The organism is Kaistia sp. UC242_56, from assembly GCF_044452255.1.
Lineage (GTDB): Bacteria > Pseudomonadota > Alphaproteobacteria > Rhizobiales > Kaistiaceae > Kaistia > Kaistia defluvii_A.
In genome coordinates this window covers 470854-497668 of record NZ_JBIOAN010000002.1, presented here as the reverse complement: position 1 = coordinate 497668, position 26815 = coordinate 470854, and the positions used below count along the sequence as shown (strand labels likewise).

The window sequence follows — 26815 nt, the reverse complement described above, 5'->3', positions numbered from 1 at the left end:
CAAGCGTGCGGCCGTTCAGGCCTTCCGTCTGTCCGCCGGCCTGTGCGTCCGTGGCGCCGCCATCTCCTCCGGCTCCTCGTCGGCAAGCGTGATGCGCGTGCCCATCGAGGCAAAGGCGAGCCGATCCGCCGGCAGCGAGGCGGAATCCGTGATCAGGTCGTCGATCGCGCCGAGCGCCACGATGCGGTGGCTGGCCTCGACGCCGACCAGCGAATGGTCCGCCATGACGACGACCTCGCGCGAGGCGTCGACGAAGCGCTTGGCCGCCAGCGCCAGCCGCTCGTCCGTCGCCGAAGCGCCGAAATGCGGCGAGATGCCGTCGACCGAGAGAAAGGCGCGATCGACCCGCATGGTCTCGAACAGCGCACCCAGGCTGGGCCCGACCAGGCAGCGATCCTTCAGCTGGTATTCGCCGCTGGTCATGATCAGCTTCAGGCCCGGACGGCCGGAAAGCCGCTCCATGACGTCCACGGCGTTGGTGACGATGGTGATGCCTGTGCGGCCCATCAGTTCGTCGGCCAGCAGCGTCGAGAGGATGCCGCTGTTGATCAGGATGGTGTCGCCGTCGCGCACCAGCCGGGCGGCGCTCTTGGCGATCAGGCGGCGGATCGCGGCTATCTCGCGGGCAATGCCGGATTGCGGGGCGGCGATCTTCAGCTCGAAGCCGAGCGCCTCGGCCCGCTCGCGCATGGCGCGGGCCATGTTGCGATACCAGTCATGCGCGGGATAATGCGGCACGAAGCCGATGGCGCGGCGCGGCCCGACCGAACGCACGAAGGCCGGACGCTCGGCCGCGCCCAGGATCGACGCCTCGGCTTCCGGCGCCAGGCCCCAGCCTGCGCCGGATTTGCGATAATAGGGGTCGAGCGTGTCGGGCGTGACGACGACATGCGGCGTGCGGATCTCGTCCGGCATGGCGCTGCCATGCAGCGCGCTCGCCAGCGTCTCGACGGCGCGGATGCCGACAATTTCCGGGAACAGCGCGCAGGTCGCCTTGAGCTTGCCGCGCGAGGCCAGCGCATCGAACAGCGCCCCGCCCTCGCCGCCGACGGAAAAGGCGCTGACCTCGGCGACGCCGGCCCGGTCCGATGCCTCGATCGCCGCCAGCACCGAATGGTCGTTGACGCCGAAGATCACGTTGATATCCGGATAGGCGGCAAAGGCGTCGAGGCTGGCGCGCAAGGCGATGCGAAAGCTGCCCTGGCCGTCGACGCGCCATGGCCGCACGAGCCCACGAAACGTCTCGCCAAAGCCCTTGATGAAGCCGTCGCAGCGGGCGCGCGTGTTGGGCAGCGTCTCCAGCGAGACCAGCAGAACGCGGGCCTCGGCAACCGCGCCGGTCATCATGCGCCCGGCGGCGCGGCCCAGTTCGCGGCCGGCGGTGAAATTGTCGGGGCCGAGATAGACGCCGCCTTCCTGCGGCGAGGATTCGGCCAGGAACGGGATGCGGCGGCGCTTGGCCAGCATGCGCAGCGTATCCGCCCCGCGCCCGCCGATCGGCGGCAGCACGATGGCATCGACGCCCTCGATCTCGTCCTGCAGCGCGTTTTCACGCGGCGTCGGCGCCTCCGCGTCCTGCGGGGAGGTCGTCGGCAGCAACGCGCCGCCATGGGTGCGCTCGACGCGGCCCTCTTCCGCCAGCCGGACGATGTCGCGCCGGATCGTCACGCCGGACACCCGGCCAAGGCGCTGCGCGATTTCCAGCACGGAGACCTCCTCGCCCGCCTGGGCCAGAATGTCGAGAATGCGCTGTTCGCGTTGCGATTTGATCATCTTGATCACGATTCCTGCTCTGCCGGTCATTATTCAGACGGGCATTTTGCACGCAAGCCGGCAAACGGCCATGAGCGCGATTGATCAATTTGATCGAAATCAACGAGGACGCGTCATCGCGGGATCGTTTTGACCGTGCGCGCAACGGTTTGGTCGAAGCCGAAAGCGAGCGGCGGAGACCGCGCCCCCTGTTCATGCCCGCCAATCTGTCCGATCTTGGCCGCCCCCTCGGCGCGGATCGAATGCCGCGCGGGATAGAAGAACGGGCCGACTTGCCGGCCCGCCAGAACGATCAGGACCCAGAATGACAAGCCAGAGCGCCGCCCCCATCAAGGTGATCTACGACACGGACCCCGGCATCGACGACGCCATGGCGCTGCTGTTCCTGGAATATGCGCCGCAGATCGACCTCGTCGGCATCACCACCGTGCTCGGCAACGCCTCGATCGACACGACGACGCACAACGCCCTCTATCTGAAGCAGCTGTTCGACATCGCCGCTCCGGTCGCGCGCGGCGCGGGCAAGCCGCTGGTGGTGCCGATGGTCGAGGAGCCGCATTTCGTACACGGCCGCAATGGCCTCGGCGAAGTGCCGGTTCCCGAGACGCTTTCGGTCCAGGAGCATGAGCTGCCGGCACACCGCTTCATCATCGACATGGTGCGCAAGCACCCGCACGAGATCGTCATCGTCGCCGTCGGGCGCATGACCAACCTGGCTCTGGCGCTCCGCGAAGACCCCGGCATCGCCGAACTGGTCAAGGAAGTCGTCATCATGGGCGGCGCGTTCGGCTTCTACGGCCATTCCGGCAATGTCACGCCGGTGGCCGAGGCCAACATCATCGGCGACCCGCACGCCGCCGACGAGATGTTCGCCGCCCCGTGGCCGGTCGTCGCCGTCGGCCTCGACGTCACGCAGGAATGCGTGATGACCACCGCCTACATGCAGGAACTGCGCGAAAAGGGCGGCAAGGCCGGCCAGTTCTTCTGGGACATCTCGCGCTTCTACGAGGACTTCTACCGCCGCGCGACCGGGATCGACGGCATCTTCGTGCACGACTCGTCCGCCGTCGCCTATCTGCTCGATCCCAGCCTGTTCACGACCCGCGCCGGCCCGATCAAGGTTGTGACCGAGGGCATCGCGATCGGCCAGACGATCCAGAAGTCTGCGCTGCGCTCCTTCCCGCCGACGCCCTGGGATGGCCTGCCGGAGCAGAAGATCTGCACCGCCGTCGACGGCCCGCGCTTCCTCGAACTCTACTTCAAGGTCATCGTCGAAGGCGCGGCCGCGCGGGCGTAAGGCTCGGGGCCTGCAAGGCCCTCACCCTGCCCTCTCCCGCGAGCGGGCGAGGGTTCCGGCCGGCTCTCTTCATCGACGGAAGAGCGCGAGCCGTCGTCGCAGCTACCCCCTCTCCCGCCTGCGGGAGAGGGTTGGGGTGAGGGTCCTTGGATGGTTCGAGAGCGCGATGAGCCATGCGCCATGCGCCATGCGCAATGCGAGCCGTTGGGCGCTGCGTGATCCAGGTCTAGCCTCCCCGCTCTCCCACGCTCGCCGTCATCCTCGCGAAGGCGAGGGCCCATCCAGCCGGGTTTTCCCCGCGCGAGCCTCCCAAAACCTCCGCTGAATAGCTCCCGGGTCTTCGCCCGGGATGACGGCGAGCGTGGGGTGAGGTAGGGCCTGATGCGGACAGGCTGGGAGCCGGAATTGTCCTCTTTTTGTCCGCTTCCGGTCTTCGCGACGACGACCGCTTCCGGCCTTCGCGGCGATGGCTGGACTGGCTCAACGCTTCCAACCCCTCCCCGTCATCCCTGCGAAAGCAGGGATCCATGCAGCCGGGTTCTCGCCGCGCGAACCTCCCAAAAACCTCGCTGCATGGATCCCTGTGTGTTGAAGCTGTGCGATGATGGGGTGGCGGACGAGAGATCGTTGGATCCCTGGTCTTCGAGACCGTGAGCCGGCCCGGTCCTCGTCCGCCTGCTTCGATACCCAAGCCTGAACAGTTGATCGAGGCCGTGGTGACGGACCTCGCAGCACAGGGATAGGCATCATGAAGATACACCCTGGCTTTGTCGGTTGCGACATCTCCAAAGCCCATCTGGATCTGTTCGACGGCGCCGTGGGCGTGGCCGAACGCATCGCCAATCAAGCCGAGGCGATCGCGCAAAGGCTCGAACCTTGGCGGCATGGCGATATCCTCGTCGTGTTCGAGGCGACCGGTCCGTACGACCGGGTCCTCGCTCAGGCCCTGACAGAGGCCGGCATCGCTTTCGTTCGCGTCAATCCGGCCCGGGCGCGTGACTTCGCCCGCGCCACCGGCGTTCTCGCCAAGACCGACCGGATCGATGCGCGCATGCTCGCCGCCATGGCCCAGACGCTTCGTCCCGCGCCCCGCCAGCCGCGCTCCCCGGAGCGCAACCGTCTGGCGGAGTTGCACAAGCGTCGCGACCAGCTCGTCGCCATGCGCAAGCAGGAACGCACCCGACGGCAGGGATGCAGCGACGAGATCGCCGACGACATCCGCGAGACCCTGGCCTGGCTCGACATCCGCATCGCGGCGCTGGAGCGCACCATTCAGGCCTGCATCAAGGCCTCGGCCGATCTCGCCGGTGCTGAGGCGCGGCTGCGCTCAATCCCCGGCGTCGGCCCCGTCGCCAGCGCCACGCTGATCGCCCTGCTGCCCGAACTCGGCCAGCGCTCTCCCAAGACCATCGCCGCGCTGGCTGGCCTGGCACCCTACAATGTCGACAGTGGTCAGTTCCGCGGCAGTCGCCGCATCCACGGCGGACGACGGCGCGTCCGCGAGGCCCTCTACATGGCAGCCGTCTGCGCCGCCCGGATCGAGCAACGCTTCGCAGACGCCTACCGACGCATGATCAACGCCGGAAAGCCACCCAAGGTCGCCCTCATCGCTATCGCCAGAAAGATCCTAGTCATCGCCAACGCCATGCTCCGACAACACCTCTCATTCAACCCGTGACCACACAGTTGCCGGGTCTTTGCCCGGGATGACGGCGAGCGTGGGATGGCGCCGACCCGCATCAGCCAGGTCGCGTCGGGATACTCTCCAGCCAAAGGCGCCCCCTGCGCCCAGCCACGCATGCTTTCCCTGCCTCCACCCCCACACCCCTCCGCGCCGTCACGCCCTCCCCCACGCGTCGGCCTCCCTCGCCATGCCTGCCCACACGGCCTCCCCACGCCTCTCACCCCCGCATGCGCCTTGACTCCTCCGCGGCGAAAGCCTATCCATTTCACATAAGTGATCGCGCCTCACATTTGTGAAAGTCATGCCGAGCATCGCTACCCCCGCCCCCCCGAGCCGTGACGAGCAGCGCGAGCACCGCATGGTGCAGGTCGCGAAGCTCTATTACGACCTGGAGCGGACGCAGAGCGAGATCGCCGAGGAAGTCGGCCTGACCCGCTGGCAGGTGAGCCGGCTGCTGCGCGATGCCCGCGAAACCGGCATCGTCCGCATTGCCATCGTGCCGCGCGCCCAGCGCCTGCCGGCGCTCGAATCCCGGATGCAGAAAGCCTTTGGCCTGCGCGAGGCGATCATCGTGCCCTCGATGGGCGATGGCGACGTGGCGCAGGACGCGGTGGCGCAGGCGGCCGGCCAATATCTGGCCAGCCTCAGCCCTCGCCCCGGGCTGGTCGGCGTTTCCTGGGGCCGGACCATGGCCTCCGTCGCGCATTGGCTCGCGCCCGGCTGGAATGACGGTGTCCGCGTCGTTCTGATGAACGGCGCCACCAACCTCAAATCCGCGACGCTGAAGACCAACACCGTCGCCGAGCGCTTCGCCGAGGCGGGCAATGGCACGGCGACGCTGCTGCCGGTGCCGGCCATCGTCGGCCGTGCCGAGACGCGCACCGTCATCGAGGCCGACCCGGTGATCGAAAGCGTGCTGACCCTCGCCGCCGAAGCCCCGGTCGCCTGCTTCGGGCTTGGCGGCATGGCCGGCTCGGTTCATGTCGAATCCGGCTACCTGTCCACCGAAGAGGTCGACGGCCTCGCCGCCAACCATGCCGTCGGCGACGTGCTCGGCCGTTTCATCGACGCCAACGGCGCCATCGCCGACCCGGCGCTCGACGCCCGCACCATCGGCCTCGCGCCGGAGCGGTTGCGCGACAAGACCCATTCGATCGGCGTCGCTTCCGGCAAGGCCAAGCACGCCGTCGTCCTCGCCGCCCTCAAGGCGCGCTACGTCAACGTTCTCGTTACCGATGAGGCGACCGCTCTTTACGCCCTGTCGGACCACGCCATCCACGAAACAGCCCTTTCCGAAGACCGGGAGAAAACCCATGCCGGCTGACGGCTCCACGGAGCGCAAGACTCCGCCGCTATCCAATGCCCTGAAGCGCAATGACGGCACGCCGTTGCAGGTCGAATGGTTCGACGGCGCCCAGGTCAACACCTCCGCCGCGGAGCGTCGCGCCGCGACGCTGCCGACCCGGCGTACGGTGAAGAAGGAATATCAGGCCGCCTGGCTGGTGAAGGCCGTGACGCTGATGGACCTGACGACGCTGGCCGGCGACGATACGCCCGGCCGCGTCCACCGCCTCTGCATGAAGGCGCGCCGGCCGTTCCGCGAGGATCTGGTCGAGGCGCTCGGCCTCCAGGCGAACCCGCCCAAGGTCGGCGCGGTCTGCGTCTATCCGACCATGGTCGCCCCCGCCGTCAAGGCGCTGGAAGGCTCGGGCATTCCCGTCGCCTCGGTCGCCACCGGCTTTCCGGCCGGCCTGACGCCGCTCAAGCAGCGGCTGGAAGAGATCCACTACGCCGTCGGCGAAGGCGCGCATGAGATCGACATCGTCATCACCCGCGCCCATGTGCTGAACGCCGACTGGCAGGCGCTGTACGACGAAGTCGCCGCCATGCGCGAGGCCTGCGGCGAAGCGCATCTGAAGGCGATCCTCGCCACCGGCGATCTGAAGACGCTGCGCAATGTCTACAAGGCGTCGATGGTGGCCATGCAGGCCGGCGCCGACTTCATCAAGACCTCGACCGGCAAGGAAGACGTCAACGCGACGCTGCCGGTGAGCCTGGTGATGTGCCGCGCCATCCGCGACTACGAAGCACTGACCGGCTTCAAGATCGGCTTCAAGCCGGCCGGCGGCCTCAAGACCGCCAAGGACGCGATGTCCTGGCTGATCCTGATGAAGGAAGAGCTCGGCAATGCCTGGCTCGAGCCTGAACTTTTCCGCATTGGCGCCAGCTCGCTGCTTGCCGACATCGAACGGCAGATCGAGCATTTCGTTACCGGCCGCTATTCCTCCACCATCCGTCACGCGCTCGCCTGAGGGGAACGAACATGGCACTCGTCAAGGACATCCTCGTGAGCATGGATTACGGCCCCGCTCCGGAAGTAAACGAACCCGTCGTCGGCTGGCTCGACCAGCACAAGGACGGCTTCAACCATTTCATCGACGGCAAGTTCGTCGCGCCTTCGACCGGCGAACGCTTCCCCGTGTTCAACCCGGCCTATGAGACGGAACTGGCGCAGGTTGCACAAGGCAGCGCCGCCGACGTCGACAAGGCCGTCAAGGCTGCGCGCAAGGCGTTCAAGTCGTGGTCGGCGCTGTCGGGCCATGAGCGCGCCGTCTATCTCTACGCCATCGCCCGCCACATCCAGAAGCGCGAGCGCTTCCTCTCCGTGCTGGAGACCATGGACAATGGCAAGCCGATCCGCGAGACGCGCGACATCGACATTCCGCTCGTTGCCCGCCACTTCTATCACCACGCCGGCTGGGCCGAACTGATCGAGAGCGAATTCCCCGGCGAAGGCCCGGTTGGCGTCTGCGGCCAGATCATCCCGTGGAACTTCCCGCTGCTGATGCTGGCCTGGAAGATTGCCCCGGCGCTCGCCGCCGGCAACACGGTGGTGCTGAAGCCGGCTGAATACACGCCGCTGACCGCGCTCGCCTTTGCCGAGATCTGCCGCGAGGTCGGCCTGCCGGCCGGCGTCGTCAACATCGTCACCGGCGACGGCGTGACCGGCAACGCCATCGTCGAACATCCCGATGTCGACAAGATCGCCTTCACCGGCTCGACCGAGGTCGGCCGCATCATCCGCGAGAAGACGGCGGGCTCCGGCAAGAAGCTGTCGCTCGAGCTCGGCGGCAAGTCGCCCTTCATCGTGTTCGACGACGCCGACCTCGACGGCGCGGTCGAGGGTGTCGTCGACGCGATCTGGTTCAACCAGGGCCAGGTCTGCTGCGCCGGCTCCCGCCTGCTGGTGCAGGAAGGCGTCGCCGAAGCGGTCTATGCCAAGCTGCGTACCCGGATGGCAAGCCTCCGCGTCGGCGATCCGCTCGACAAGTCGATCGACATGGGCGCCATCGTCGACCCGGTCCAGCTGAAGCGGATCAAGGAACTGGTCGCCAAGGGCGAAGCCGAGGGTGCGACGCTCTTCCAGGCTAACAAGGGGTTACCAAGCAAGGGCTGTTTCTTCCCGCCGTCGCTGTTCACCAATGTCGCGCCGGCCTCCACCATCGCCGAGGTCGAGATCTTCGGACCGGTGCTGGCGGCGATGACCTTCCGCACGCCGGACGAAGCGGTGGCGATCGCCAATAACAGCCGCTTCGGCCTGGCCGCCTCGGTCTGGTCGGAGAACATCAACCTGACCCTCGACGTCGCCGCCAAGCTGAAGGCCGGCGTGGTCTGGATCAACTCGACCAACATGTTCGACGCCGCCGCCGGCTTTGGCGGCTATCGCGAGAGCGGCTATGGCCGCGAAGGCGGGCGCGAGGGCATGGCCGAATATCTGAAGCCGGTGATCGACAAGCCCTTGAAGGCAGACGAGAAAATCGCCGCCAAGCTGTCGGCGCTACCGGTCGCGGACGAAGAGATCTCGGGCCTGCCGTCGATCGACCGCACCGCCAAGCTCTATGTCGGCGGCAAGCAGGCTCGTCCGGACTCCGGCTATTCCTACACGGTGCTCGGCCCCAAGGGTCAGCCGATCAGCCAGGCCGGCCTCGGCAACCGCAAGGATATCCGCAACGCCGTCGAAGCGGCCGGCAAGGCCGGATCGTGGGGCGGCGCTACGGCGCATAACCGCGCGCAGGTGCTTTACTACGTCGCAGAAAACCTCTCGTCCCGCGCCAAGGAGTTCGAGGAGCGCATCGTCGCCATGACCGGCGTTTCGGCCAAGGCGGCGGCAGAGGAAGTGGCGGTCTCGATCCGGCGGACCTTCTGGTACGCGGCGCAGGCCGACAAGTTCGACGGCGCGGTGCATGCGACCAAGTCGCGCCACGTCACGCTCGCCATGAACGAAGCCTTTGGCAATATGGGCATTCTCTGTCCCGACGAGGCGCCGCTGCTGGGCTTCGTCTCGCTGGTGATGCCGGCGATCGCCATGGGCAACCGGGTGATCGTGGTGCCGTCCTCCAACCATCCGCTGGCGGCGACCGACTTCTACCAGATCCTCGACACTTCCGACGTCCCGGCCGGCGTGGTCAACATCGTCACGGGTGAGCGCGACGTGCTCGCCAAGACCTTGGCCGAACACGATGATGTCGCCGCACTCTGGTATTTCGGCTCCAAGGCCGGCAGCGCGATGGTCGAAAAGGCTTCGGCCGGAAACCTGAAGCCGGTCTGGGCGAACCAGGGCGTTCCGCGCCGCTGGAACGAGGCTTCCGGCCAGGGCCGAGAGTTCCTGCGCCGCGCCACCCAGGTCAAGAACATCTGGGTTCCCTACGGCGAATAAGCGCCCACGACACCCGCCTCCGCGCGTTTCCCAGGGACTTGTCCCGCCGGACGCGCGGAGGCGAATTTTCCCGCCGGCCTTGAGCCGATGCGCCCGTTCGACCATGCTGCCTCGCCGGCCATGGGGGAGCCATCGGTTCGGCGGGAGAGGGCATGACCAACCGGTTGGAATCCGAGGCGTTTCGCTGCGAGGCCCGAGGCGGGCTTGATGACGCGACTCTCGCCTATATCGAGGCGGCGGAAAACTGCTTCGAGGATCTGCGCCAGGTCGCGGCCCAGCTTGCCGGTCTTCTGCTGCTTACCGCCACCGGCGCCCGCTCGGCCGGACCGCATCATCCCATGCTCGCCGTCGCCGCCGATCTCTTCGATTCCGCCCGTGATGCCACGCTTCGTCTGACGCCGCGCTCGGCGCTGGCCAGGCATCACCATTTGCATCTCAAGGCCGCAGTCGAGAAGCTGGCGGAAACGCTCGCCCTGCTGCGCATCGCGCCGGCCGACAGGGAGTCGGTTACCGCGCCGACGCAAAAACTGACCAGCGCTTGGCAGGAGTTGGGCCATGCCTCGCGCGCGCTGCCCGGCTTCGATCTCGTCGATTTCAGCCAGTCCTGCTGCGCCGAACACCGGCCGGCCGGGCGACTAGCGCTCTAGGCTTCCGGGGGGAACATGGCCACTTATTCGATCTGGGTTCTGGAATACGCCTATATTCCCGAGATGCCGCTCAGCGCGCTGGTGCATGGCGAGCACAACAAGGGCACCTGCAAGCTGCCCTATGGCTACACGCTGCTTAAGAGCGACGAACACACCATCCTGATCGATTGCGGCCATGACGACGCCGCCTATGGCAAGGTGCTCGCCGACAATTCCGGCGTGGTGAACTGGCAGCCGCCGCATGTCGTGATGGCCGAGATCGGCGTGAAGCCGGAAGAGATCACCGACGTCATCATCACCCACGCCCATTTCGACCATATGGGCGGGCTGGCGCTGTTCCCGAATGCGAAGTTCTACATCCAGGAGCGCGAACTCTCGCGCTGGATCTGGGCGATGTCGCTGGACCGGCGCTTCCGCTGGCTGATGAAGGCGGCCGATCCCGGCGACATCATCCGCTGCGTCGAGCTGGCGCGCGACGGCCGGCTCGTCTCGATCAGCGGCGACATGGAGGATGTGTTCCCCGGCGTCGATCTGCGTCTCGCCTCGGACACGCATACGGCAGGCTCGCAATATGTCGTCATCCGCAATGACGGCCGGCGCGACAGCGAGGACAGCTGGGTGATCACCGGCGATCTGGTCTACCGGATGGAAAACCTGCATGGCGGCACGCCGGACGATCCGTACTACCGCCCGGTAGGCATGGGCGTCGGCAGCCAGACCAACATGGTTCTGGCGCTGCACGACATCGTCGAGGCCGTAGGAGGCGACTGGAACCGCGTGATCCCGCCGCACGAAGCCCGACTGCCGGAGCGCTTTCCCTCGCGCCTGAGCGACAAGGGGCTGCAGATCATCGAGGTCGCGCTGGCGGATGGGGCGGCGAGCTACGTCGGGAGATAGGCCGGAACCGACGGAGCGCCATACGCCTCGGCCAACGGAAAGCACCACCTGCCAACACCCTCCGCCGTCATCCCAGGCTTGACCTGGGATCCATACATCCGAGGGATCGGGAGGTTATGCGGGCGATAAATCGGCGGAATGGATCCTCGCCTATGCGAGGATGACGGCGAGCGTGGGGCAGGTCTTGTGCCACCGGGCGGAATCTGCGAACGACGAACCCGTCAGACCTCGCCCCACACGCGCGGCAGCGGGTCGCCTTGCTTCGGGCGGCCGCCGAAGACCGTCGTCGCCTCGGCGCCGGCTTTGACGCCGCGCTCGAGGCAGACGTCGACGCCTTTGCCGGCCAGGTGCGCTGCCAGGAAGCCGGCGAGGAACGCGTCGCCCGCTCCCGTCGTGTCGGCGACCTCGACCTTGGGCGCCGCCGCCTTGAGGCGAACCGACAGATTGGCGGCCTCCGCGCCCTCGGCGCCGCGCTTGATGACGGCAAGGTCATAGCGCGCGGTCAGGAAGCGGATCTGCTCCGCGGCGTTGCGGGTGCCGGTCAGGCAGGCCGCTTCCTCGGCATTGGGGAAGATGATCGAGGCGTCGCTGGTCCAGCCGAGGAAGTTCGAAGGGCCGACTTCCTCCAGGAAGCCGACCGAGGCCGGATCGACGGTGACCGTGATGCCGCGCGCCCGCGCCACCGCCATCATGGCCATCACCGCCTCGCGCGGGCCGGGCGTGAACAGCGAATAGCCGGAGACATGCACCAGATCGATTTCGTTCAGCATCGAGAAGGGCAGGTCCTCGGCCGAAAGCCCGTCATTGGCGCCGCGGTCGGTCAGGAAGCTGCGCTCGCCGCCCTCGGAGAGAAGGACGATCAGCATGCCCGTGGTGCGCTCGTCATCGGCCGAGAGCACCGGCACCACGCCGGCATCGCGCAGCGCCTGTTCCTGCTCGGCCAGATCGCGGCGGCCGACCCGGCCGGCAAAGGCGACCGGAATGCCGAAATGCGCCAGCCAGGCCGCCTGGTTGCAGCCCGAGCCGCCCGGATAGAGGCCGATCTTGGCGCGCCGGTCGGAGCCTACCACCAGCGGGCCGTCCGGTCGCACGATGACGTCGGTCATGACATCGCCGATCACGAGCATGCGGGGACGGAGCGGAGCGGAGGCAGACATGGCGAAACTCGAATCGGACAGAAGGTTGGTCTCTCTCCTATAGAGAGGAATGCAGCCGGCATTAAGCTTGAACCGCGCGGCCGATGGCTCCATGTCTGGGCCAGCTCATTCTCACCGAGGACCGCATGACTGCCGAAAATCCGCTTCTCGCGCCCTGGAATACGCCGTTCGGCGTCCCGCCCTTCGCCTCCATCGAACCCGCCCATTACACGCCCGCCTTCCAGGCGGCGATCGCGGAGCATGAGGCCGAGATCGCTGATATCGCGGACAATGCCGAGCCGCCCAGCTTCGACAACACGATCGCCGCGATGGAGCGCGCCGGCCGCAAGCTCGACCGCGTCGCCAGCGTGTTCTTCAACCTGACCGGCGCGCATACCAATGACGAGCTGGAAACCATCGAACTCGACCTCGCGCCGGTGCTCGCGCGGCACAGCAACGGCATCTACCAGAACGCCAAGCTGTTCGAGCGGATCGACACGCTGTTCAAGGCCGGCACAGCCGGCCTCGATGCCGAGCAGGCGCGGGTGCTGGATCGCTATCACACCGGCTTCGTGCGCGCGGGCGCCGGCCTGCCGCCGGAGGCCAAGACCCGTCTCGGCGCCATTGCCGAACGGCTTGCGACGCTCGGCACCAATTTCGGCCAGAACGTTCTGGCCGACGAGAAGAGCTGGAGCCTGACGCTGGAAGGCGAGGACGATCTCGCCGGCCTGCCCGACTTTCTGCGCGATGCGGCGGCGCAGGCAGCCAAGGACCGTGGACTCGACGGCAAGCATGTCATCACGCTGTCGCGCTCGTCGATCGAGCCGTTTCTGCAGTTTTCCGCCCGGCGCGATCTGCGCGAAAAGGCCTTTGCCGCCTGGACCGCGCGCGGCGAGGCCGGCAAGACGGACAACCGCGCCATCATCGCCGAAACCGTGAAGCTGCGCTCCGAGCGGGCCAAGCTGCTGGGCTTCCCGACCTTCGCGCATTACCGGCTCGACGATTCCATGGCCAAGACGCCGGAAGCGGCGATGGGCCTGCTTCGATCCGTCTGGAAGCCCGCCCGCGCCCAGGCGATCGCCGAGCGCGAGGCGCTGCAGGCGCTGGCGCAATCGGAAGGCGGCAATTTCGACATTGCCGCCTGGGACTGGCGCTACTACTCGGAGAAGCGCCGCAAGGCCGAGTTCGATCTCGATGAAAGCCAGCTGAAGCCCTATCTCCAGCTCGACAGGATCATCGACGCCGCCTTCGACACGGCGACGCGGCTGTTCGGCGTTACTTTCACCGAGCGCTTCGACGTGCCGGTCTATCACCCGGACGTCCGCGTCTTCGAGGTGAAGGACCGTGACGGCAAGCCTGTCGGCCTGTTCCTCGGCGATTATTTCGCGCGTTCGTCGAAACGCTCCGGCGCCTGGATGAGCGAATATCGCGGCCAGGAAAGGCTGAATGGCGACATCCAGCCCATCATTGTCAATGTGATGAACTTCGCCAAGGCGGCCGATGGCCAGCCGACGCTGCTTTCCTTCGACGACGCCCGCACGCTGTTCCACGAATTCGGCCATGGCCTGCACGGGCTGCTGTCCGACGTGACCTATCCGATGATCGCCGGCACCAATGTTGCGCGCGATTTCGTCGAGTTCCCGTCGCAGCTCTACGAGCACTGGTTCGAGCAGCCTTCGGTGCTGGAGCGCTTCGCGCTGCACTACAAGACCGGCGAACCGATGCCCAAGGCGCTCATCGAGCGGCTGATGGCAAGCCGCACCTTCAACCAGGGCTTCGCCACCGTCGAATATGTCTCCTCGGCGCTGGTCGATCTCGAACTGCACCTGCTGGACGATACTTCGGGGCTCGACGCGCCCGCCTTCGAGCAGAAGATCCTGGATGAGATCGGCATGCCGCAGGCCATGGTCATGCGGCACCGCTCGCCGCATTTCCAGCATGTCTTTGCCGGCGACGGCTATTCCTCGGCCTATTACTCCTATCTCTGGTCGGAAGTGCTCGACGCGGACGGGTTCGGCGCCTTCGAGGAAGCGGGCGATATCTTCGCGCCGGCGGTTGCCGCCAAGCTCAAGGAATCCGTCTATTCGGCCGGCAATCGCCGCAAGCCGGACGAGGCCTACCGGGCCTTCCGCGGCCGCGACCCCGAGCCCTCGGCACTGCTGAAGAAGCGCGGCCTGCTTGCCGCGGCGGAATAGCCATATCACCGCCCCGGCATCGCGCTTTTCGCGGCGCCGGGGCGGGCTTCACCAATTCGCGGCGCGGCGCTAGTCTTCCCGGGATTATTCGCTATTGTCCGCGGCAAATCACTGAGAGGACCGTGCCATGGCCGTTTCGAAGACCGACCTTTCCCAAATCGAGCTGAAGACGCTGGCTCGCGTCGCGCGTCCCGGCCCGTATGTCGGCCTGAACGGCAAGGCCGTGCAGAAGCTGATCGAGCTTGGCCTCGTCCGCACCCGCGTCGCCGGCTATGTGCTGACCGAAGAAGGCCTCGGCATCCTGCGCGCCGACGCCGAGTAGGCTTCAATCCGCCCCATAGAAAAGCCCCCGGCGAACGGACTTCGCCGGGGGCTTTTTGTTTGCGGTTCCGTCTCAATCCGGCAGGACGACGCCGATCTTGGCGAGCAGGCCGCCATCGACCTTGTATTCGCCGCCGGTGCAGAAGGCGGCGCGCGGACCGGCCAGGAAGGCGATCATCGCCCCGACATCCTCGATGCGGCCGACGCGGCCGATCGGATGCGCCGCTCCCCAGGAGGCGATCACCTCATCGTCCGTCCTGCCGTCGAGATTTTCGCTGGCGGCGAAGCGCAGCATCGGCGTATCGATCGAGCCGGGGCAGACCGCGTTGACGCGAATGCCGTCCTTGGCGTGATCCAGCGCCATGGCGCGGGTCAGCGCCAGAAGGCCGCCCTTCGAGGCGACATAGGCGGCGACATTGGTCTGGCAGGCGATGCCCTGCACCGAGGCGATGTTGACGATCGCGCCGCCGCCATTCTTCCGCATCACGGGAATGGCGTGGTGGGCCGTCAGATAGGTGCCCTTCAGGTTGACGGCGAGGACACGGTCCCATTCCGCCTCGCCCATCGTCTCGACCGTGCCATAGGGCTGGATCGCAGCGCTGTTGACGATGATGTCGATGCGGCCGAATTTTGCGACGGTCTCGGCGACCATGGCCGATACCGAGGCATCGCTGGAAACATCGCCGACAATGCCATGGGCCGTGGCGCCCGAGGCCGCGAGCGTTGCGACCGCCTTGTCCAGCGCCGCCTTGTCGAGGCCGAAGATCACGATCGTCGCGCCCTCTCCGGCCAGCGCCTGGGCGCCGCCAAAACCGATGCCGGTCGCGCCGCCTGTCACGATCGCCACCTTGCCCGCCAATTCCGCCATGCTTGTCTCTCCCTATCTTTGCCTCGCCGTGCGGCGGACGCGGTCCTGCCCCTGACGCATCCCCGACGGCGGTCTTTTTTAGCGCCGATCCCTGCGGAATCAGGCACCCCGTTGGATGGGGCTAACCTGCCATCGGCCACCGCGGAGCGCCATGATTTCGCACGCGGTCGACGCGCTTCCCGAACGAATTCGTCAGCGGGACGAGCCCGGCTCGGCGGCCAGCAGCACCGCCACGAAGCGGACCAGGCTGTGTTGCACGTGCTGGGTGACGCTGCCCTGCGGATCGAAGCTCCACCAGAGCAGCGAGCCCTGCCACTGCGCCGCCATCAGCAGGCCGATATCGGCGGGGGCGTGCGGCGTTTCCGCGAAGCAGGCATCGAGTATCCCGGCGAGTTCCGCCTTCCATTTGGCACCGCGCGCCCGCAATTGCGGATCGCGCAGATCCTCGCGCAGGATCAACAGCCCCTCGGCATAAGCGTCGATCTCGCCATAGTCGGACAGTCCGACGAGGAAAGCGATCGCCCCGGCAGGATTCTTCGGCACGGCGGCGGCAAGCGTTGCCGTCCGGGCATCGAGCCCATCCCACGCATGCAGCAGCGCCGCCTGCTTTAGGGCAGCCTTGCTGCCGAAGCGCTGCACCAGAGTCGAACCCGCCAACCCGGACGCACGGCCGAGTGATTCGAAGGTCAGCGCCTCCGGGCCCTGCTGCTGGATGATGGCCAGGGCCGCCTCCAGCACGGTCTCGTCAGGCATCGACTTCGGGCGGGCCATGTTGACATCCTTTTATAAACGAATGATCATTTATATATAGAAAACATCGGATAGGCCAGCGTTGGGGGCCTGAACTCGGGAGAAATCGGGATGTTGAAAGGGAAAGTGGCGCTTGTCGCGGGAGCGACGCGGGGCGCTGGCCGTGGAATCGCTGCCGAACTCGGCGCGGCCGGGGCCACCGTCTATGTCAGCGGACGCACGACGCGCGACCGGCCGTCCGAATACCAACGCACGGAGACGATCGAGGAGACCGCTGAACTCGTGACGGCGCTTGGCGGCCGCGGCATCGCCGTGCCGACCGATCATCTGGTACCGGAGCAGGTTCAGGCCCTCGTCGAACGCATCCGCCGCGACGAAGGCCGGCTGGATATCCTCGTCAACGACATCTGGGGCGGTGAAAAACTCTTCGAATGGAACAAGCCGGTCTGGGAGCACGGTCTCGACAACGGCCTGCGCCTGCTTCGGCTCGGCATCGACACCCATCTGATCACGGCCCACTTCGCGCTGCCGCTCCTGATTGCCCAACCCGGCGGCCTGCTCGTCGAGGTGACCGACGGCACTGCGGACTACAACGCGACGCATTACCGGCTCTCGCCCTTCTACGACCTGGCCAAGACGGCCGTGAACCGCATGGCCTGGGCGCATGCCAAGGACCTGGCGCCCCATGGCGCGACGTCTGTGTCGCTTACGCCCGGTTGGCTGCGCTCGGAAATGATGCTGGAGGCGTTTGGCGTCCGCGAGGAGAACTGGCGCGACGCGCTCGAGGACCAGCCGCATTTCGTGATCTCGGAAACGCCCCGCTTCGTCGGCCGTGCCGTCGCCGCGCTTGCCGCCGACCGGGACCGCGCCCGCTGGAACGGCCAATCGCTCTCCAGCGGCGGCCTCGCGCAGGTCTATGGCTTCACCGATCTCGACGGTTCGCGACCCGATGCGTGGCGCTATCTCGTCGAAGTGCAGGAAGGCGACCGACCCGCCGACGCAACCGGCTATCGCTAGAGTTCGTCCTCCGAGGCAGCCACGGCAAGCTCCACCCTGGCCAGAAGCCAGACAAGCAAGAAGAGGCAGGCCTGCCGGTAGGGCATTTACGTCTTCGTAGAAGAAGCGGCGTATCGCTTTGCTTTTGCAACCAAGAGGAGACGAAATGCAGATCACCCGGCTGAGCAAGACGGCGCTTGTCGCTTCGATTGCCTTCTTCGCGACGCTGGTCGCGTTCGGCAACATCACCGATTACGGCTCCAACTTCGAGTTCGTGCGCCACGTGCTGCTGATGGACACGATCTTTCCGAACGCCACGATTCACTATCGCGCCATCACGAGCCCGACGCTGCACCATGCATTCTACATTCTGATCATCGCGGCGGAGACGCTGACGGCGATCCTGTGCTGGATCGGCACCTTCGCCATGCTCGGCCGTCTCGGCGCCGACGCCCGCGCGTTCAATCGCTCGAAGAAGTGGGCGATCGGCGGTCTCGCCTTCGGCTTTCTGGTCTGGCAGGTAGCGTTCCTGTCGATCGGTGGCGAATGGTTCGGGATGTGGATGTCGCAGACCTGGAACGGCATCGAATCGGCCTTCCGCTTCTTCATCACGATCATCACCGTGCTGATCTTCGTCTCGATGCCGGATACCGAACTGAACGACTGAGACTGGAGACGGTAGGGCCGCATGAAAACGGGGCGCGCCATGACCGGCGCGCCCCGAATGATGCGGAAGCCCGGGCCCTCAGACGGAGAGGCCGATCACCATCAGGCAGTAGCCAACCAGCGCACAGTTCACGAGCGTGAAATAGAGATGCGGTTTCCTCGCCTCGCCCTGGAACAGCACGAAGTTATGGAACAATGCGGTGGCGGCGATCAGGAAAAGGATCAGCAGCGCGGCGCCCCAGGCAGGCAGAATGCCAAGCGCGACGGAAAGGCCGCCGACCAGCTGCGAGGCGAAGCCCAACGCCACCAGCGGCGCCGGCAGCTTGAAGCCGTAATTGGTTTCGGAGGCGCTGGCCTTGGCAAAATTCAGGAAGTTGCGGATGCCCGCAATGATGAAGAACAGGCCAAGAAGAACCCGACCGATCAGGATCAGAGTAACGGCAAATGTCATGATTTCCCCCACTTTCCCAACTGACCTACCGGATCGCCGGCGAATAGGAAAGAGGGAGCAGAGCTTGCGAGCGCGAAGATGTCTCCGGCTCTCCTTTGGCGGTGTGACTGCGAGGCTGGCCCGTGGCCGCGACCAGAAGCGAGGGGGAATTCGGGACCGTCTGTATCATGATGCCTCGGTCGGTGACATCGGCTCGTGACGCCGCTCCGATCCATTCCGGATGAGGCGCAGGCCATGCTCGGGATAGGTGACGATGTCGGTCGGGCTGCGCGCCCCGACAACCAGGAAGGTCGCGTTCGCCTCGGAGCGATTGACCAGGCAATGCCCGACCGGCTTTCCCGCCGGCCAGGCGGCAGCCTCGCCAGAGCGCAGCAACTGTTCCTCGTCTTCGACAAGCACCAATTCTCCGGAAAGAACATAGACGAGTTCATCTTCGGTCTGGTGCCAATGGCGCTCGGAAGATTGCGATCCCGGCGGCAGACGCTCGATCCGGACCCCGAATTGCGTAAGCGCGGCCTGGTCGCCGAGAACGAGTTCTGCGAACGGCCCCGTGGAGTTCTGAAAAACGGGATTGATCTCGCCCGCTCCGGTCCTCCAGAGCGTCATGTCAAGCTTTGGCAACCGTCCCTCCCCTACCCTGCGGAGCCACGAGACTAGGACGAGGCGCGGCGCCTATCCAAGCATGAGGATCCCGGGAATGCCCCCTGAGCACAGATATCTCCGCGCAAGCCTCCGGCTCCACGCGCTTCCGATCGCGCAAGCGCGATCAAGTGGCCCCTCTGCAAATCGACGATAGGTAGGGAGGTCAAGGGGGGCACATGGATCCGGTTGGAAAAGCACTTTGGTACATGGAGTGCCACTTCGCGAAAGCGATCACGCTGGACGACATTGCGGAAGCCAGCGGCGTCTCTCGCTTCAACCTGTCGCGCAGCTTTGGAACCGCGACCGGGCACACCGTGATGAGCTATCTGCGGCGCCGTCGACTTGCGGAGGCGGCCCGTGCCCTGGCCGAAGGCGCGCCCGACATTATGACGGTCGCGCTCGACGCCGCCTACAGCTCCCACGAAGCCTTTTCCCGTGCTTTCCGCGACCAATACGGCCTGACGCCCGAACAGGTGCGGGCCCAGGGCCACCTCAACAATCTCACATGTCTGGAGCCGATCAGGATGGACGAATCTCTTATCGTGGAACTCGACGCGCCGCGCCTGGAACGAGGGCGCGAATTGCGGATCGCGGGCCTTTCCGGCCGCTACTCCTTTGAGACCAACCAGGGCATACCGTCGCTATGGCAGCGGTTCATGCCTCATATCGGCAATATTCCCGGGCAGGTCGGCCGCAAATCCTACGGCATCTGCAGCAATGGCGATGATACCGGCCATTTCGACTATATGTGCGGGGTCGAAGTGAAGGAATTGCCGGACGCTAGGGCCGAGCTGACGGGTATCCGCATCCCTGCGCAGCAATACCTGGTGTTCCTGCACAAGGGCCATATCTCCACCATCTCCAGCACGGTCTATACGATCTGGAACAAGGCCCTGCCGGAATCGGGATATCAGGCTGCCTGCGCCCCGGATTTCGAGCTCTATGACGACCGTTTCGACGCCGCCACCGGTGCGGGGGAAGTCGAGATCTGGATCCCGGTCAAGAGTCCGTCGCCGGTGTCGCCCACGCACTAGATGCCGGAGATCCGGACGCACGCTTTGCGAAAGGAGCGGCCGGCTTGCCTCGAGCCGCCGCTCCCGACCGTCATGCCGATCTATGGAGAGGCCCGACGAGGAACCGCGCCCGTCGCGGCATGGCCAGCCCGATGCCTTGTTGGCGGCATCGGCACCAACGCCTGCAGCCAAGATATCCAGAGGCACCCCGGCAACCTGCCAGACCCGATGATTCCAGCGGCATTTGCAGCAACCTTGCCTTCTCGGGAAGCCAGCGTTAGAACGGCCGCCAGTAGAAGGAGATCAATGCACAGAGACCCGAACTGAGCCGCATGCAGCGGACTTTTCACGCGCCCTTTCGGGCGCCGTTTCTCTATGCAAACTTCTCTACGGAAGAAATCATGACGTCTCTGGAATTGAATATCCGCGCCTATGACGAGGCAACGGACCGGGATACGCTGTCGAACATCTGGTTCGAAGCATCCCTGCTCGCGCATCCATTCATCGGCGAGGCGCGGCTGCGCGAACAGCGCCCCTTGATCGAAACCGAATATCTGCCGAAAGCGGAAACCTGGGTCGCCTGCCTCGGCGAGACGCCGGTCGGGTTCATCAGCCTGCTCGATCGCTTCATCGGCGGCCTGTTCGTCGCCCCCGGCCGACAGGGACACGGGATCGGCCGGACCCTGGTGGCGCACGCCTTGAACTTGAAGGGCGAATTGCAGCTGGAGGTCTACACCGCCAATAGGCAGGCCACCTCGTTCTACGAGAAGCTCGGCTTCGAGGAAGTCTCGCGGCGGGCCGAGGATGATCAGGGCCTGCCTCACGAGAACGCTCATCTCGTCCTGAAGCGCTAGAAAGCCGGCGGGGCGGTCTGTCGCCGCCCCGCCTCTTCCAGCTGTCCAGCCAGTCAGCGCGTTCTCTGGCTAAGGATGCGCAGGCGGCGCCAGCCAAGCGCCGCTGTTTTTCGCCCACAACTTGCGTTTGCACCGCATCAACGCGGGAACTTCACCCCGCCTCTGGAATTGTTGCTGGAGGGGCCGTCGTTCACCCCGATCGGCGACGCCCAAGACCCGTCGGTTGCCGCAACGGCCGACGGGTTCTGCATGTCTCCGATGAGTAAAATTCCCAATGACCACATGGCACTGGAATATCCGACGTCTCGAAGAAGACGGAGTCACGGTTCGCGCGACCGTCGAATGCGTACCGGGCGGACCGCCTCCCATCGCGCTTGGACGAATGGAGGTTGCGTTCGAATTCCCGGCGGACACGCGCCCGCTCACGCTCGAGCAGTTGCATGCGGTCGTCATCGATCAGGCCTGCGAATTTGCCCGCCGCTGCCTGTACCATCCTTAGCGCCCTGCGATTCCGGGGATCGGCCACTGGCCAGGTGTGACGTCGGTCACTCGCGCCCCTCATCCATTGCTGACAAGGTCCCGGAATTCGAAAATCATCAGGGGACCCAAGATGAAAAAGACCTACGAAAAGCCTTCGTTCACCCGCGCCGCGCTTCTTCAGTCGATTGCCGCTATACAGCCCTGCGTGTCGGGCACAGATTGCCTTTGATGGCGACATGCCGGTGAGTCGGCATGGAGCTGCGCCTAGTCGGACAAATCAAGCGGAGGAATTGACATGAAGAAGACCTACGAAAAGCCTTTGATCGCCAAGTCGAACAAGCTGCAGGTCATCGCGGCGGCGCCGCTGAGCTGGGAAGGCCCGGCGACGTAGCCCGTCTCGACTTCTGTGATTTCCGGGGCGGCGGTTCCCCCAATCGCCCCGAGCCCGCCGACACTTAAGCCGTACAATGTGCGTTAGTTGGCGCTACCTGGCGCGAAATACGCAAATGCAACCGTTCCATTTGGTCAGCGTCAAATCGACGGTCTCTCTTGGATCGAAACGCAAGGGGGCAGGCCTTATTCCCCTTTTTGCAGATCTTCCAAGAAGGGGCACAAGGCCCGAAGCTATCTGGGGCCGAGCCTCCATGGAAGGCGAGCGCGGTCGATAGGAAGTGCAGTCAAACGGCCGGGAGACATAGATCTCCCCGCCGCTGATTGGCATCCAGAGCCTAGCTCTGGCTAATTGCAGACGATCGCCACACTCACATTTCAGCGAGGAGTTTGCCGGTAGAGTCTCCTGCCATTCCGTCAATGGCGGACAGCGGGATAGAAAGGACCTTGTCGCTCTTCGCGAGTTCGTTGAGATCAAACTTCTTGTAGTTCATGTCCTTGTACGTTCTGAGGTACAACGTGCCACGATCTATATCATGAAGCGCTGTCCAGGACGTGTATTCGGACGTAAAGGGACCGCTTGATTCGCCTGACTTTGCAACCCCTTCGCTTCCACCCGCGCCCATATCGATGGTAATATCCTTCGGCCGATCGAAGTTATTCATGATGTGAGCAAGGGTGCGCGTCGCTTCGTCCCGATCGCTGACCTTCTGTGCAAAGTGCGAATAGTACACGGCCCGGACGAAGCGGCCGACGGACGTATTGGAAGCGGGAAGCGCGACGGTCGCAATACCCGAGTCGGGCTGCGATACATTGAGGCTACCAAATTTGTTCGTAGACTTATCGATATTGCTGAAGAACGTGTAGTTGTTTAGGTTCGTCAAATGCCACTGAAAGGTCGGTGCATTGGTCATCACACCGACAGGATTGTCATAGACGGTTTGCTTGTTATTGGCGAACTCGATGACAATCGATGCGCCGCTCTTATCGTGCAGCACGTAATGGAAGGGTGTGTCGGCCCCGCCAAGCGCAGCCAGCGGCGTCAATAGAACCGGCTGCTGTGACAACGCTGTCTTGACTTCATCCACATTTGCGAACTGCCCCAGGGTCCAGGAGCCGAGATCGATTGCGGCGAGCGCAGCCTTGGTCTTGTCAAAAGATTCCTTGGGTCCGGAGGTGCCGGCAAAAGCAAGGAGGCTAAAGGTCAAGCCCTTGTCATTCATGCCCTCCAGGACCTTCAGATCCTTGGGATTGACATCCGGAACCGTGATTGCCAGGATTTGGTGCTTTGTCGTGTAGGAGAGGCCTGCCTCCGTGTCACCGGCCTTCGATACATATTGGCTTCCCTTGGGTATAAACGTCACCTCATAGGGGAGCTCCATGGAAAGCTCCAGCGTTCTGCCAGCATAGAATCGGCCCTCTAGGTCCTGGTACATGAGCGTTGTGCAGGCGTTAGCAACGGGCACCGCCTGCGTCGCAATCATGGCACAACTGATTAAAGCCGACGCAAGAAACCTATTCTTTCTGGCATTACGAATCATAACTTTACCTGCTTTCACAATAAAACATTCAGCTAAGATTGGTTAGACTGTCGCTTTCACGCAACTAACGTATCGGCAACGAAGAAAATTCACTATTCAACTGACGCGGGGGCGCTCTCGCGCGTGGAACCCGATAGTTACACTATTGGACCCTGCACCAAGGCTAGACCGATAAGGGCCTTCGCAAAACCGATGATTTGGACAGTTGACAGCCGTTCCCGGGGCCATCCATAGCCGGTTGACAGCAAGCCGCCATGACGTGCTCGCTCCGGGAGCCTCTGTGGCCATGGCAAGGCCCAGCAAAACGAGCAAAGAAAGGTCGCGTCATGAGCACCATCGTCATCGAGAAATTTGTCGACGGCATCTGCGTGGAAGAATTGAAGCTTCCCGTCGCTCCCTTGAAGTTCCTGGCCGGCCTATTGCCCAGCCAGGCATACCGCGAACTCCAGCGCCACGGCATCGATGTCGACGCCTTGCTGAACGACCGAGATGCCGCTGCCGATGAACAATGGCTGGAGGTACAAGAAGGAGCCGTGGCCAAACGGGTTCGCATAACGCGCCGGGCGTAACCGATCCCGACGGCCAGGCAAGGCGCGGGACGCAATTGGAAATGACCGACATTGGTGACGAGCGCCCGGGCGGCTCCCGGAGCACCAATGTACGAAACGGCCATCGCCTCGCCCACAATGACATGACCGCTGTCGACCATTGCCGGCCACCCAGCCCATCGAATACGAGCCCCTGAAGCTGACATACGCCAGCGTGGACCATCAAAAGGTGGACTGGACGTCAGACTTTGCGATCCTCGAAATCCGCCAGAACCCCCATCGCGTCCGCGATCCGTCGCATGTCTTCTTCTTCAAGCTTGCGCTTCGGCCCGCGCATCACGATGCCCCAGTTGGCGCCGTGATCGCGGGTTAGCCGGAGGTCATTCAGAAGCGGTTTGATCGGAGCAGGCTTGGCGTCCGTCAGGTAGTCCACATCGACGCGATACGGATTGAAATCCATCGCTTGCTCAGCCCGGTATGGTTCATCCGACGTCACCCGCCCGATGGTCGTGAACGCCTGCACCGTCTTGCCATCCCCCATGCCTTCGCGCGGGGAATAGTAGACGATCCAATCGCCCTTCCTGAGAGACTTCACCGCGATGTGCTTGCCATGACCGAGTTGCGCAAAGCCCCCATCGCGTCCGCCGCGGGCATGCTGCGCCGATGCGACGCCCATCCAGAACGCCACGGCTAGCCCTTCTCCTGCACGGTGTGCGCCGTAATCGAGTAGCCGAACGGATCGCGGAACGCGAAGTAGCGGCCGAACGGCCCATCTTTCGGGGAGAATTCGATATGGACACCGTGCTTGACCAGATGGTCGTGCAGCGCGTCGGCGTCGTCGCAGCCGAACCAGATGGCGACACCCCAGCCCAGCCTGTCTGTTGCTCCGAGGTCGACCACGGGCGTGCGCACCGCGAACGGGATCGGCTTTGTGTCGAACACGATGGCTCCCGGCGGGCTATGGGGAGCGGCCTCCAGTCCGACGACTTCCGAATAGAACGACCGCGCAGCTTCGAGATCCTCGGTTTGGATGCCGATGAAATCGGGTCCGATCAGATGGGGCATGTCAGGGCTTTCCTTCGCTGTGCCAACCGCTATCATCAGTTCACTGATATATGTAAGGGTCCTTATATGTCAAACATGAATCCGCCAATGAGCGATCCCTATGCGACGATCGGTTTCGCGCTGAAGCAGGCGCAACAGGCGCTTCGCACGCGGATGGATGCAGACCTGCGGGAGATTGGCCTGACCACGCCGCAATACGCAGTCCTTGCCTATCTGAAAGTCGAAGCAGGGGCCTCGAACGCGGCGCTCGCACGTCGCGCGTTCGTCACGCCACAGACGATGCAAGCCATCCTTGTCACGCTCGAGAAAGCAGGCCTTATCACGCGGAGTCCTCACCCCGAATATGGGCGGGTTCAGAAGACCGAACTGACGGCTTCAGGCGATCGCGCCTTTGAAGCGGCATCTGCAATCGCGGCCGATGCGGAGACACGTCTTCGCAATGCCGCGGCACCCGTCGATCCTCAGACCGCCACAGCCATGTTATTGCGGATTGCCGAGGCGCTCAGATAGAGGCGGGTTTCGCTATTGCCCACAGAGGCTGCCAGGCGGAAAAGTCCCCGATATCGACATTCGGCCGAGTCTAGCGCGTGAAGAGGATCCGCCGAGAGCCCAAGCTCACGGCGAAGCGGAGGCGATCACCTTCAGTAGATCAATGAACGCGCTTGTCCTGACCCCACGCGCGTTCTGCTTCAGATCGACAGCTTGGACCACCACAAGCCTCTTCGATGGCACGACGGCGATGACCTGGCCACCGTACCCCGAGGCATAAAAGGCGTCTGGACCCCAGGTATCGGCGGGCAACGTCCACCACATGTAGCCGTAGCCCTGCCGTATCCGCTTTGCCCAGGAGTGGGGGGCCGTCGATTCCCTCACCCATTCGGCGGGAATGATCTGCTTTCCGCCCCAACGCCCTCCATTGAGATATAATTGGCCGAAGCGCGCCGCGTCACGGGCGCTAAGCTTGAAGGGATAGGCCGGGTGCTCGGAAAGCTTCTCGGCGGCGTAGCGCCCATCCTGGATCGAGAAATCTTCCATGCCGAGCGGCCGGGCAATTCTATGTTCAAAGCTTTGGAAGATGTCTTCGCCGGCCCGCTGTCGATAGATCGTTCCCAGCGCGTTGAAGTCCCAGTTGTTATAAAACCAGAAAGTTCCGGGTGGATGGCTCCCGCGTTCAGGCCGCTTGCGCTTGATGTCGGCCGTTTCATGGGCAGCGGGATGGTAGACGCCAGAACGCGCCATCAAAAGATCCCGGACGGTTGCCGTTTTTTCAGCTGCGGTAAGACTGGGTGCGTTATCGTCGATACCGAGGTCAGCCAGGTTGCTGGAAAGATCAATCCTTCCTTCGGAAACGGCAATCCCATAAAGCGCACTCAGAAGGCTCTTTCGGACGGAAGCGACATTCACTTTGTGGGCCGCGTCTCCCCAACTGGCGACGACCCTCCCGTCCTGAACGATCATCAGGGCTGTCGACCTGAGAGCACTCGATTGACGCTTTGCAACCTCTAACCCCTCGGAGGACCAACCCGAGGTCGCGGGATCGACCGCTTGCCAAGGTTGAGCGCCAGCGCTTCCTGCGATCAACATGCTGATGACCAGCATGAGCGCGACCCGAGCTTTGAACATTGAGGCCTCCCGCCATTTCGGTCTTTGAACGATACCGGCAGTACGGCGGTTTTTGGGCGCCAGCGAAGCGTACGAACTCCGTGTCTGGACACCTTGGACGCGGCCGCCAGGACCTGAGCGCGATCCGTTCTATTATCAGGGCAGTGCCAAAGCCGGCATCGCGGCCCGCTCTATAACGGGCCGCGTTTGCGGCGCCCGGATGCCACAGCCGTGATACCCCTCGCGTAGGCGTGGCAAGCCGCGCATTTGCGAGGCGCCATC

27 protein-coding genes are annotated in these 26815 nt (G+C 64.5%); 17 read left to right on the top strand and 10 right to left on the bottom strand.

Annotated features, from left to right (window positions below):
* Window positions 1-15: 15 nt before the first annotated feature.
* The gene (locus ACHMWQ_RS05125; protein ID WP_396306632.1) at window positions 16-1773 is read right to left on the bottom strand and encodes a substrate-binding domain-containing protein; all 1758 of its coding nucleotides are present in this window, start codon (window positions 1771-1773) and stop codon (window positions 16-18) included.
* A gap of 80 nt (window positions 1774-1853) precedes the next feature.
* Between ACHMWQ_RS05125 and ACHMWQ_RS05120 the strand changes: the two genes are divergently transcribed.
* The 8 genes from ACHMWQ_RS05120 to ACHMWQ_RS05085 all read left to right on the top strand — a co-directional run bounded on the left by ACHMWQ_RS05120 (window position 1854) and on the right by ACHMWQ_RS05085 (window position 11015).
* Complete coding sequence (locus ACHMWQ_RS05120) at window positions 1854-2081, top strand: hypothetical protein (protein WP_396306631.1); 228 nt, start codon at window positions 1854-1856, stop codon at window positions 2079-2081.
* Window positions 2078-3070 (top strand): nucleoside hydrolase, encoded by a 993-nt coding sequence (locus tag ACHMWQ_RS05115; protein WP_396306630.1) that lies wholly within the window; start codon window positions 2078-2080, stop codon window positions 3068-3070. The genes ACHMWQ_RS05120 and ACHMWQ_RS05115 overlap by 4 nt, the downstream gene beginning before the upstream one ends.
* 748 nt (window positions 3071-3818) lie before the next feature.
* Window positions 3819-4748: an IS110 family transposase gene (locus tag ACHMWQ_RS05110; RefSeq protein ID WP_396306466.1), complete on the top strand. Its 930-nt coding sequence runs from the start codon at window positions 3819-3821 to the stop codon at window positions 4746-4748.
* A 307-nt stretch (window positions 4749-5055) separates the two neighbouring features.
* Entirely contained in the window at window positions 5056-6078 is a 1023-nt protein-coding gene (locus ACHMWQ_RS05105; protein WP_354553436.1) for a sugar-binding transcriptional regulator, read from the top strand.
* Complete coding sequence (deoC, locus tag ACHMWQ_RS05100) at window positions 6068-7066, top strand: deoxyribose-phosphate aldolase (RefSeq protein WP_266334107.1); 999 nt, start codon at window positions 6068-6070, stop codon at window positions 7064-7066. The genes ACHMWQ_RS05105 and deoC overlap by 11 nt, the downstream gene beginning before the upstream one ends.
* A gap of 11 nt (window positions 7067-7077) precedes the next feature.
* A complete protein-coding gene (locus tag ACHMWQ_RS05095; RefSeq protein ID WP_396306629.1) occupies window positions 7078-9471 on the top strand; it encodes an aldehyde dehydrogenase family protein in 2394 nt (797 codons plus the stop codon).
* Window positions 9472-9623: 152 nt separating this feature from the next.
* Entirely contained in the window at window positions 9624-10118 is a 495-nt protein-coding gene (locus tag ACHMWQ_RS05090; protein WP_396306628.1) for a hypothetical protein, read from the top strand.
* A gap of 15 nt (window positions 10119-10133) precedes the next feature.
* Window positions 10134-11015 carry an N-acyl homoserine lactonase family protein gene (locus tag ACHMWQ_RS05085; RefSeq protein ID WP_396306627.1) on the top strand — a complete coding sequence of 294 codons (882 nt, stop codon included), beginning with the start codon at window positions 10134-10136 and terminating at the stop codon, window positions 11013-11015.
* A gap of 221 nt (window positions 11016-11236) precedes the next feature.
* Here ACHMWQ_RS05085 and ACHMWQ_RS05080 read toward each other — a convergent pair whose 3' ends face one another.
* On the bottom strand, window positions 11237-12172 hold the full coding sequence (locus ACHMWQ_RS05080; protein WP_396306626.1) for a carbohydrate kinase family protein: 936 nt from the start codon (window positions 12170-12172) through the stop codon (window positions 11237-11239).
* Window positions 12173-12297: 125 nt separating this feature from the next.
* Here ACHMWQ_RS05080 and ACHMWQ_RS05075 point away from each other — a divergent pair, with 125 nt between their 5' ends.
* Window positions 12298-14346 carry a M3 family metallopeptidase gene (locus ACHMWQ_RS05075; RefSeq protein ID WP_396306625.1) on the top strand — a complete coding sequence of 683 codons (2049 nt, stop codon included), beginning with the start codon at window positions 12298-12300 and terminating at the stop codon, window positions 14344-14346.
* A 127-nt stretch (window positions 14347-14473) separates the two neighbouring features.
* Window positions 14474-14668: a hypothetical protein gene (locus tag ACHMWQ_RS05070; RefSeq protein ID WP_354553430.1), complete on the top strand. Its 195-nt coding sequence runs from the start codon at window positions 14474-14476 to the stop codon at window positions 14666-14668.
* A gap of 72 nt (window positions 14669-14740) precedes the next feature.
* Here the strand turns inward: ACHMWQ_RS05070 and ACHMWQ_RS05065 are convergent, their stop codons facing one another.
* Window positions 14741-15535 carry an SDR family NAD(P)-dependent oxidoreductase gene (locus tag ACHMWQ_RS05065; protein ID WP_396306624.1) on the bottom strand — a complete coding sequence of 265 codons (795 nt, stop codon included), beginning with the start codon at window positions 15533-15535 and terminating at the stop codon, window positions 14741-14743.
* 192 nt (window positions 15536-15727) lie between these two features.
* A complete protein-coding gene (locus ACHMWQ_RS05060; protein WP_396306623.1) occupies window positions 15728-16306 on the bottom strand; it encodes a TetR/AcrR family transcriptional regulator in 579 nt (192 codons plus the stop codon).
* A gap of 90 nt (window positions 16307-16396) precedes the next feature.
* Here ACHMWQ_RS05060 and ACHMWQ_RS05055 point away from each other — a divergent pair, with 90 nt between their 5' ends.
* Together ACHMWQ_RS05055 and ACHMWQ_RS05050 are read left to right on the top strand one after the other, a co-directional pair.
* Window positions 16397-17302, top strand: coding sequence for an SDR family oxidoreductase (locus ACHMWQ_RS05055; RefSeq protein ID WP_396306622.1), 906 nt, complete (start codon window positions 16397-16399; stop codon window positions 17300-17302).
* A 145-nt stretch (window positions 17303-17447) separates the two neighbouring features.
* On the top strand, window positions 17448-17948 hold the full coding sequence (locus ACHMWQ_RS05050; RefSeq protein ID WP_354553426.1) for a DUF2165 domain-containing protein: 501 nt from the start codon (window positions 17448-17450) through the stop codon (window positions 17946-17948).
* Window positions 17949-18026: 78 nt separating this feature from the next.
* Here the strand turns inward: ACHMWQ_RS05050 and ACHMWQ_RS05045 are convergent, their stop codons facing one another.
* Both ACHMWQ_RS05045 and ACHMWQ_RS05040 read right to left on the bottom strand, forming a co-directional pair.
* Window positions 18027-18398 (bottom strand): DoxX family protein, encoded by a 372-nt coding sequence (locus tag ACHMWQ_RS05045; RefSeq protein ID WP_396306621.1) that lies wholly within the window; start codon window positions 18396-18398, stop codon window positions 18027-18029.
* 165 nt (window positions 18399-18563) lie between these two features.
* Window positions 18564-19019: a cupin domain-containing protein gene (locus ACHMWQ_RS05040; protein ID WP_396306620.1), complete on the bottom strand. Its 456-nt coding sequence runs from the start codon at window positions 19017-19019 to the stop codon at window positions 18564-18566.
* 197 nt (window positions 19020-19216) lie between these two features.
* Here ACHMWQ_RS05040 and ACHMWQ_RS05035 point away from each other — a divergent pair, with 197 nt between their 5' ends.
* The 3 genes from ACHMWQ_RS05035 (at window position 19217) to ACHMWQ_RS05025 (ending at window position 21406) form a co-directional block, all read left to right on the top strand.
* Window positions 19217-20074, top strand: a complete 858-nt coding sequence (locus ACHMWQ_RS05035; RefSeq protein WP_396306619.1) for a GyrI-like domain-containing protein — start codon at window positions 19217-19219, stop codon at window positions 20072-20074.
* A 380-nt stretch (window positions 20075-20454) separates the two neighbouring features.
* On the top strand, window positions 20455-20907 hold the full coding sequence (locus tag ACHMWQ_RS05030; protein WP_396306618.1) for a GNAT family N-acetyltransferase: 453 nt from the start codon (window positions 20455-20457) through the stop codon (window positions 20905-20907).
* 274 nt (window positions 20908-21181) lie between these two features.
* Window positions 21182-21406, top strand: coding sequence for a hypothetical protein (locus tag ACHMWQ_RS05025; RefSeq protein WP_396306617.1), 225 nt, complete (start codon window positions 21182-21184; stop codon window positions 21404-21406).
* Window positions 21407-22148: 742 nt separating this feature from the next.
* Here the strand turns inward: ACHMWQ_RS05025 and ACHMWQ_RS05020 are convergent.
* Window positions 22149-23213 carry a linear amide C-N hydrolase gene (locus ACHMWQ_RS05020; protein WP_396309389.1) on the bottom strand — a complete coding sequence of 355 codons (1065 nt, stop codon included), beginning with the start codon at window positions 23211-23213 and terminating at the stop codon, window positions 22149-22151.
* A 431-nt stretch (window positions 23214-23644) separates the two neighbouring features.
* Here ACHMWQ_RS05020 and ACHMWQ_RS05015 point away from each other — a divergent pair, with 431 nt between their 5' ends.
* Entirely contained in the window at window positions 23645-23887 is a 243-nt protein-coding gene (locus ACHMWQ_RS05015) for a hypothetical protein (RefSeq protein ID WP_396306616.1), read from the top strand.
* Between the two features lie 220 nt (window positions 23888-24107).
* Here the strand turns inward: ACHMWQ_RS05015 and ACHMWQ_RS05010 are convergent, their stop codons facing one another.
* Both ACHMWQ_RS05010 and ACHMWQ_RS05005 read right to left on the bottom strand, forming a co-directional pair.
* Window positions 24108-24554: an EVE domain-containing protein gene (locus ACHMWQ_RS05010; protein ID WP_396306615.1), complete on the bottom strand. Its 447-nt coding sequence runs from the start codon at window positions 24552-24554 to the stop codon at window positions 24108-24110.
* Window positions 24555-24556: 2 nt separating this feature from the next.
* Window positions 24557-24931, bottom strand: a complete 375-nt coding sequence (locus ACHMWQ_RS05005) for a VOC family protein (protein ID WP_396306614.1) — start codon at window positions 24929-24931, stop codon at window positions 24557-24559.
* Window positions 24932-25018: 87 nt separating this feature from the next.
* Between ACHMWQ_RS05005 and ACHMWQ_RS05000 the strand changes: the two genes are divergently transcribed.
* The gene (locus ACHMWQ_RS05000) at window positions 25019-25441 is read left to right on the top strand and encodes a MarR family winged helix-turn-helix transcriptional regulator (protein ID WP_396306613.1); all 423 of its coding nucleotides are present in this window, start codon (window positions 25019-25021) and stop codon (window positions 25439-25441) included.
* Between the two features lie 105 nt (window positions 25442-25546).
* On the opposite strand, the gene ACHMWQ_RS04995 is transcribed toward ACHMWQ_RS05000, so the two are convergent.
* The gene (locus ACHMWQ_RS04995; protein WP_396306612.1) at window positions 25547-26554 is read right to left on the bottom strand and encodes a serine hydrolase domain-containing protein; all 1008 of its coding nucleotides are present in this window, start codon (window positions 26552-26554) and stop codon (window positions 25547-25549) included.
* Window positions 26555-26815: the final 261 nt, after the last annotated feature.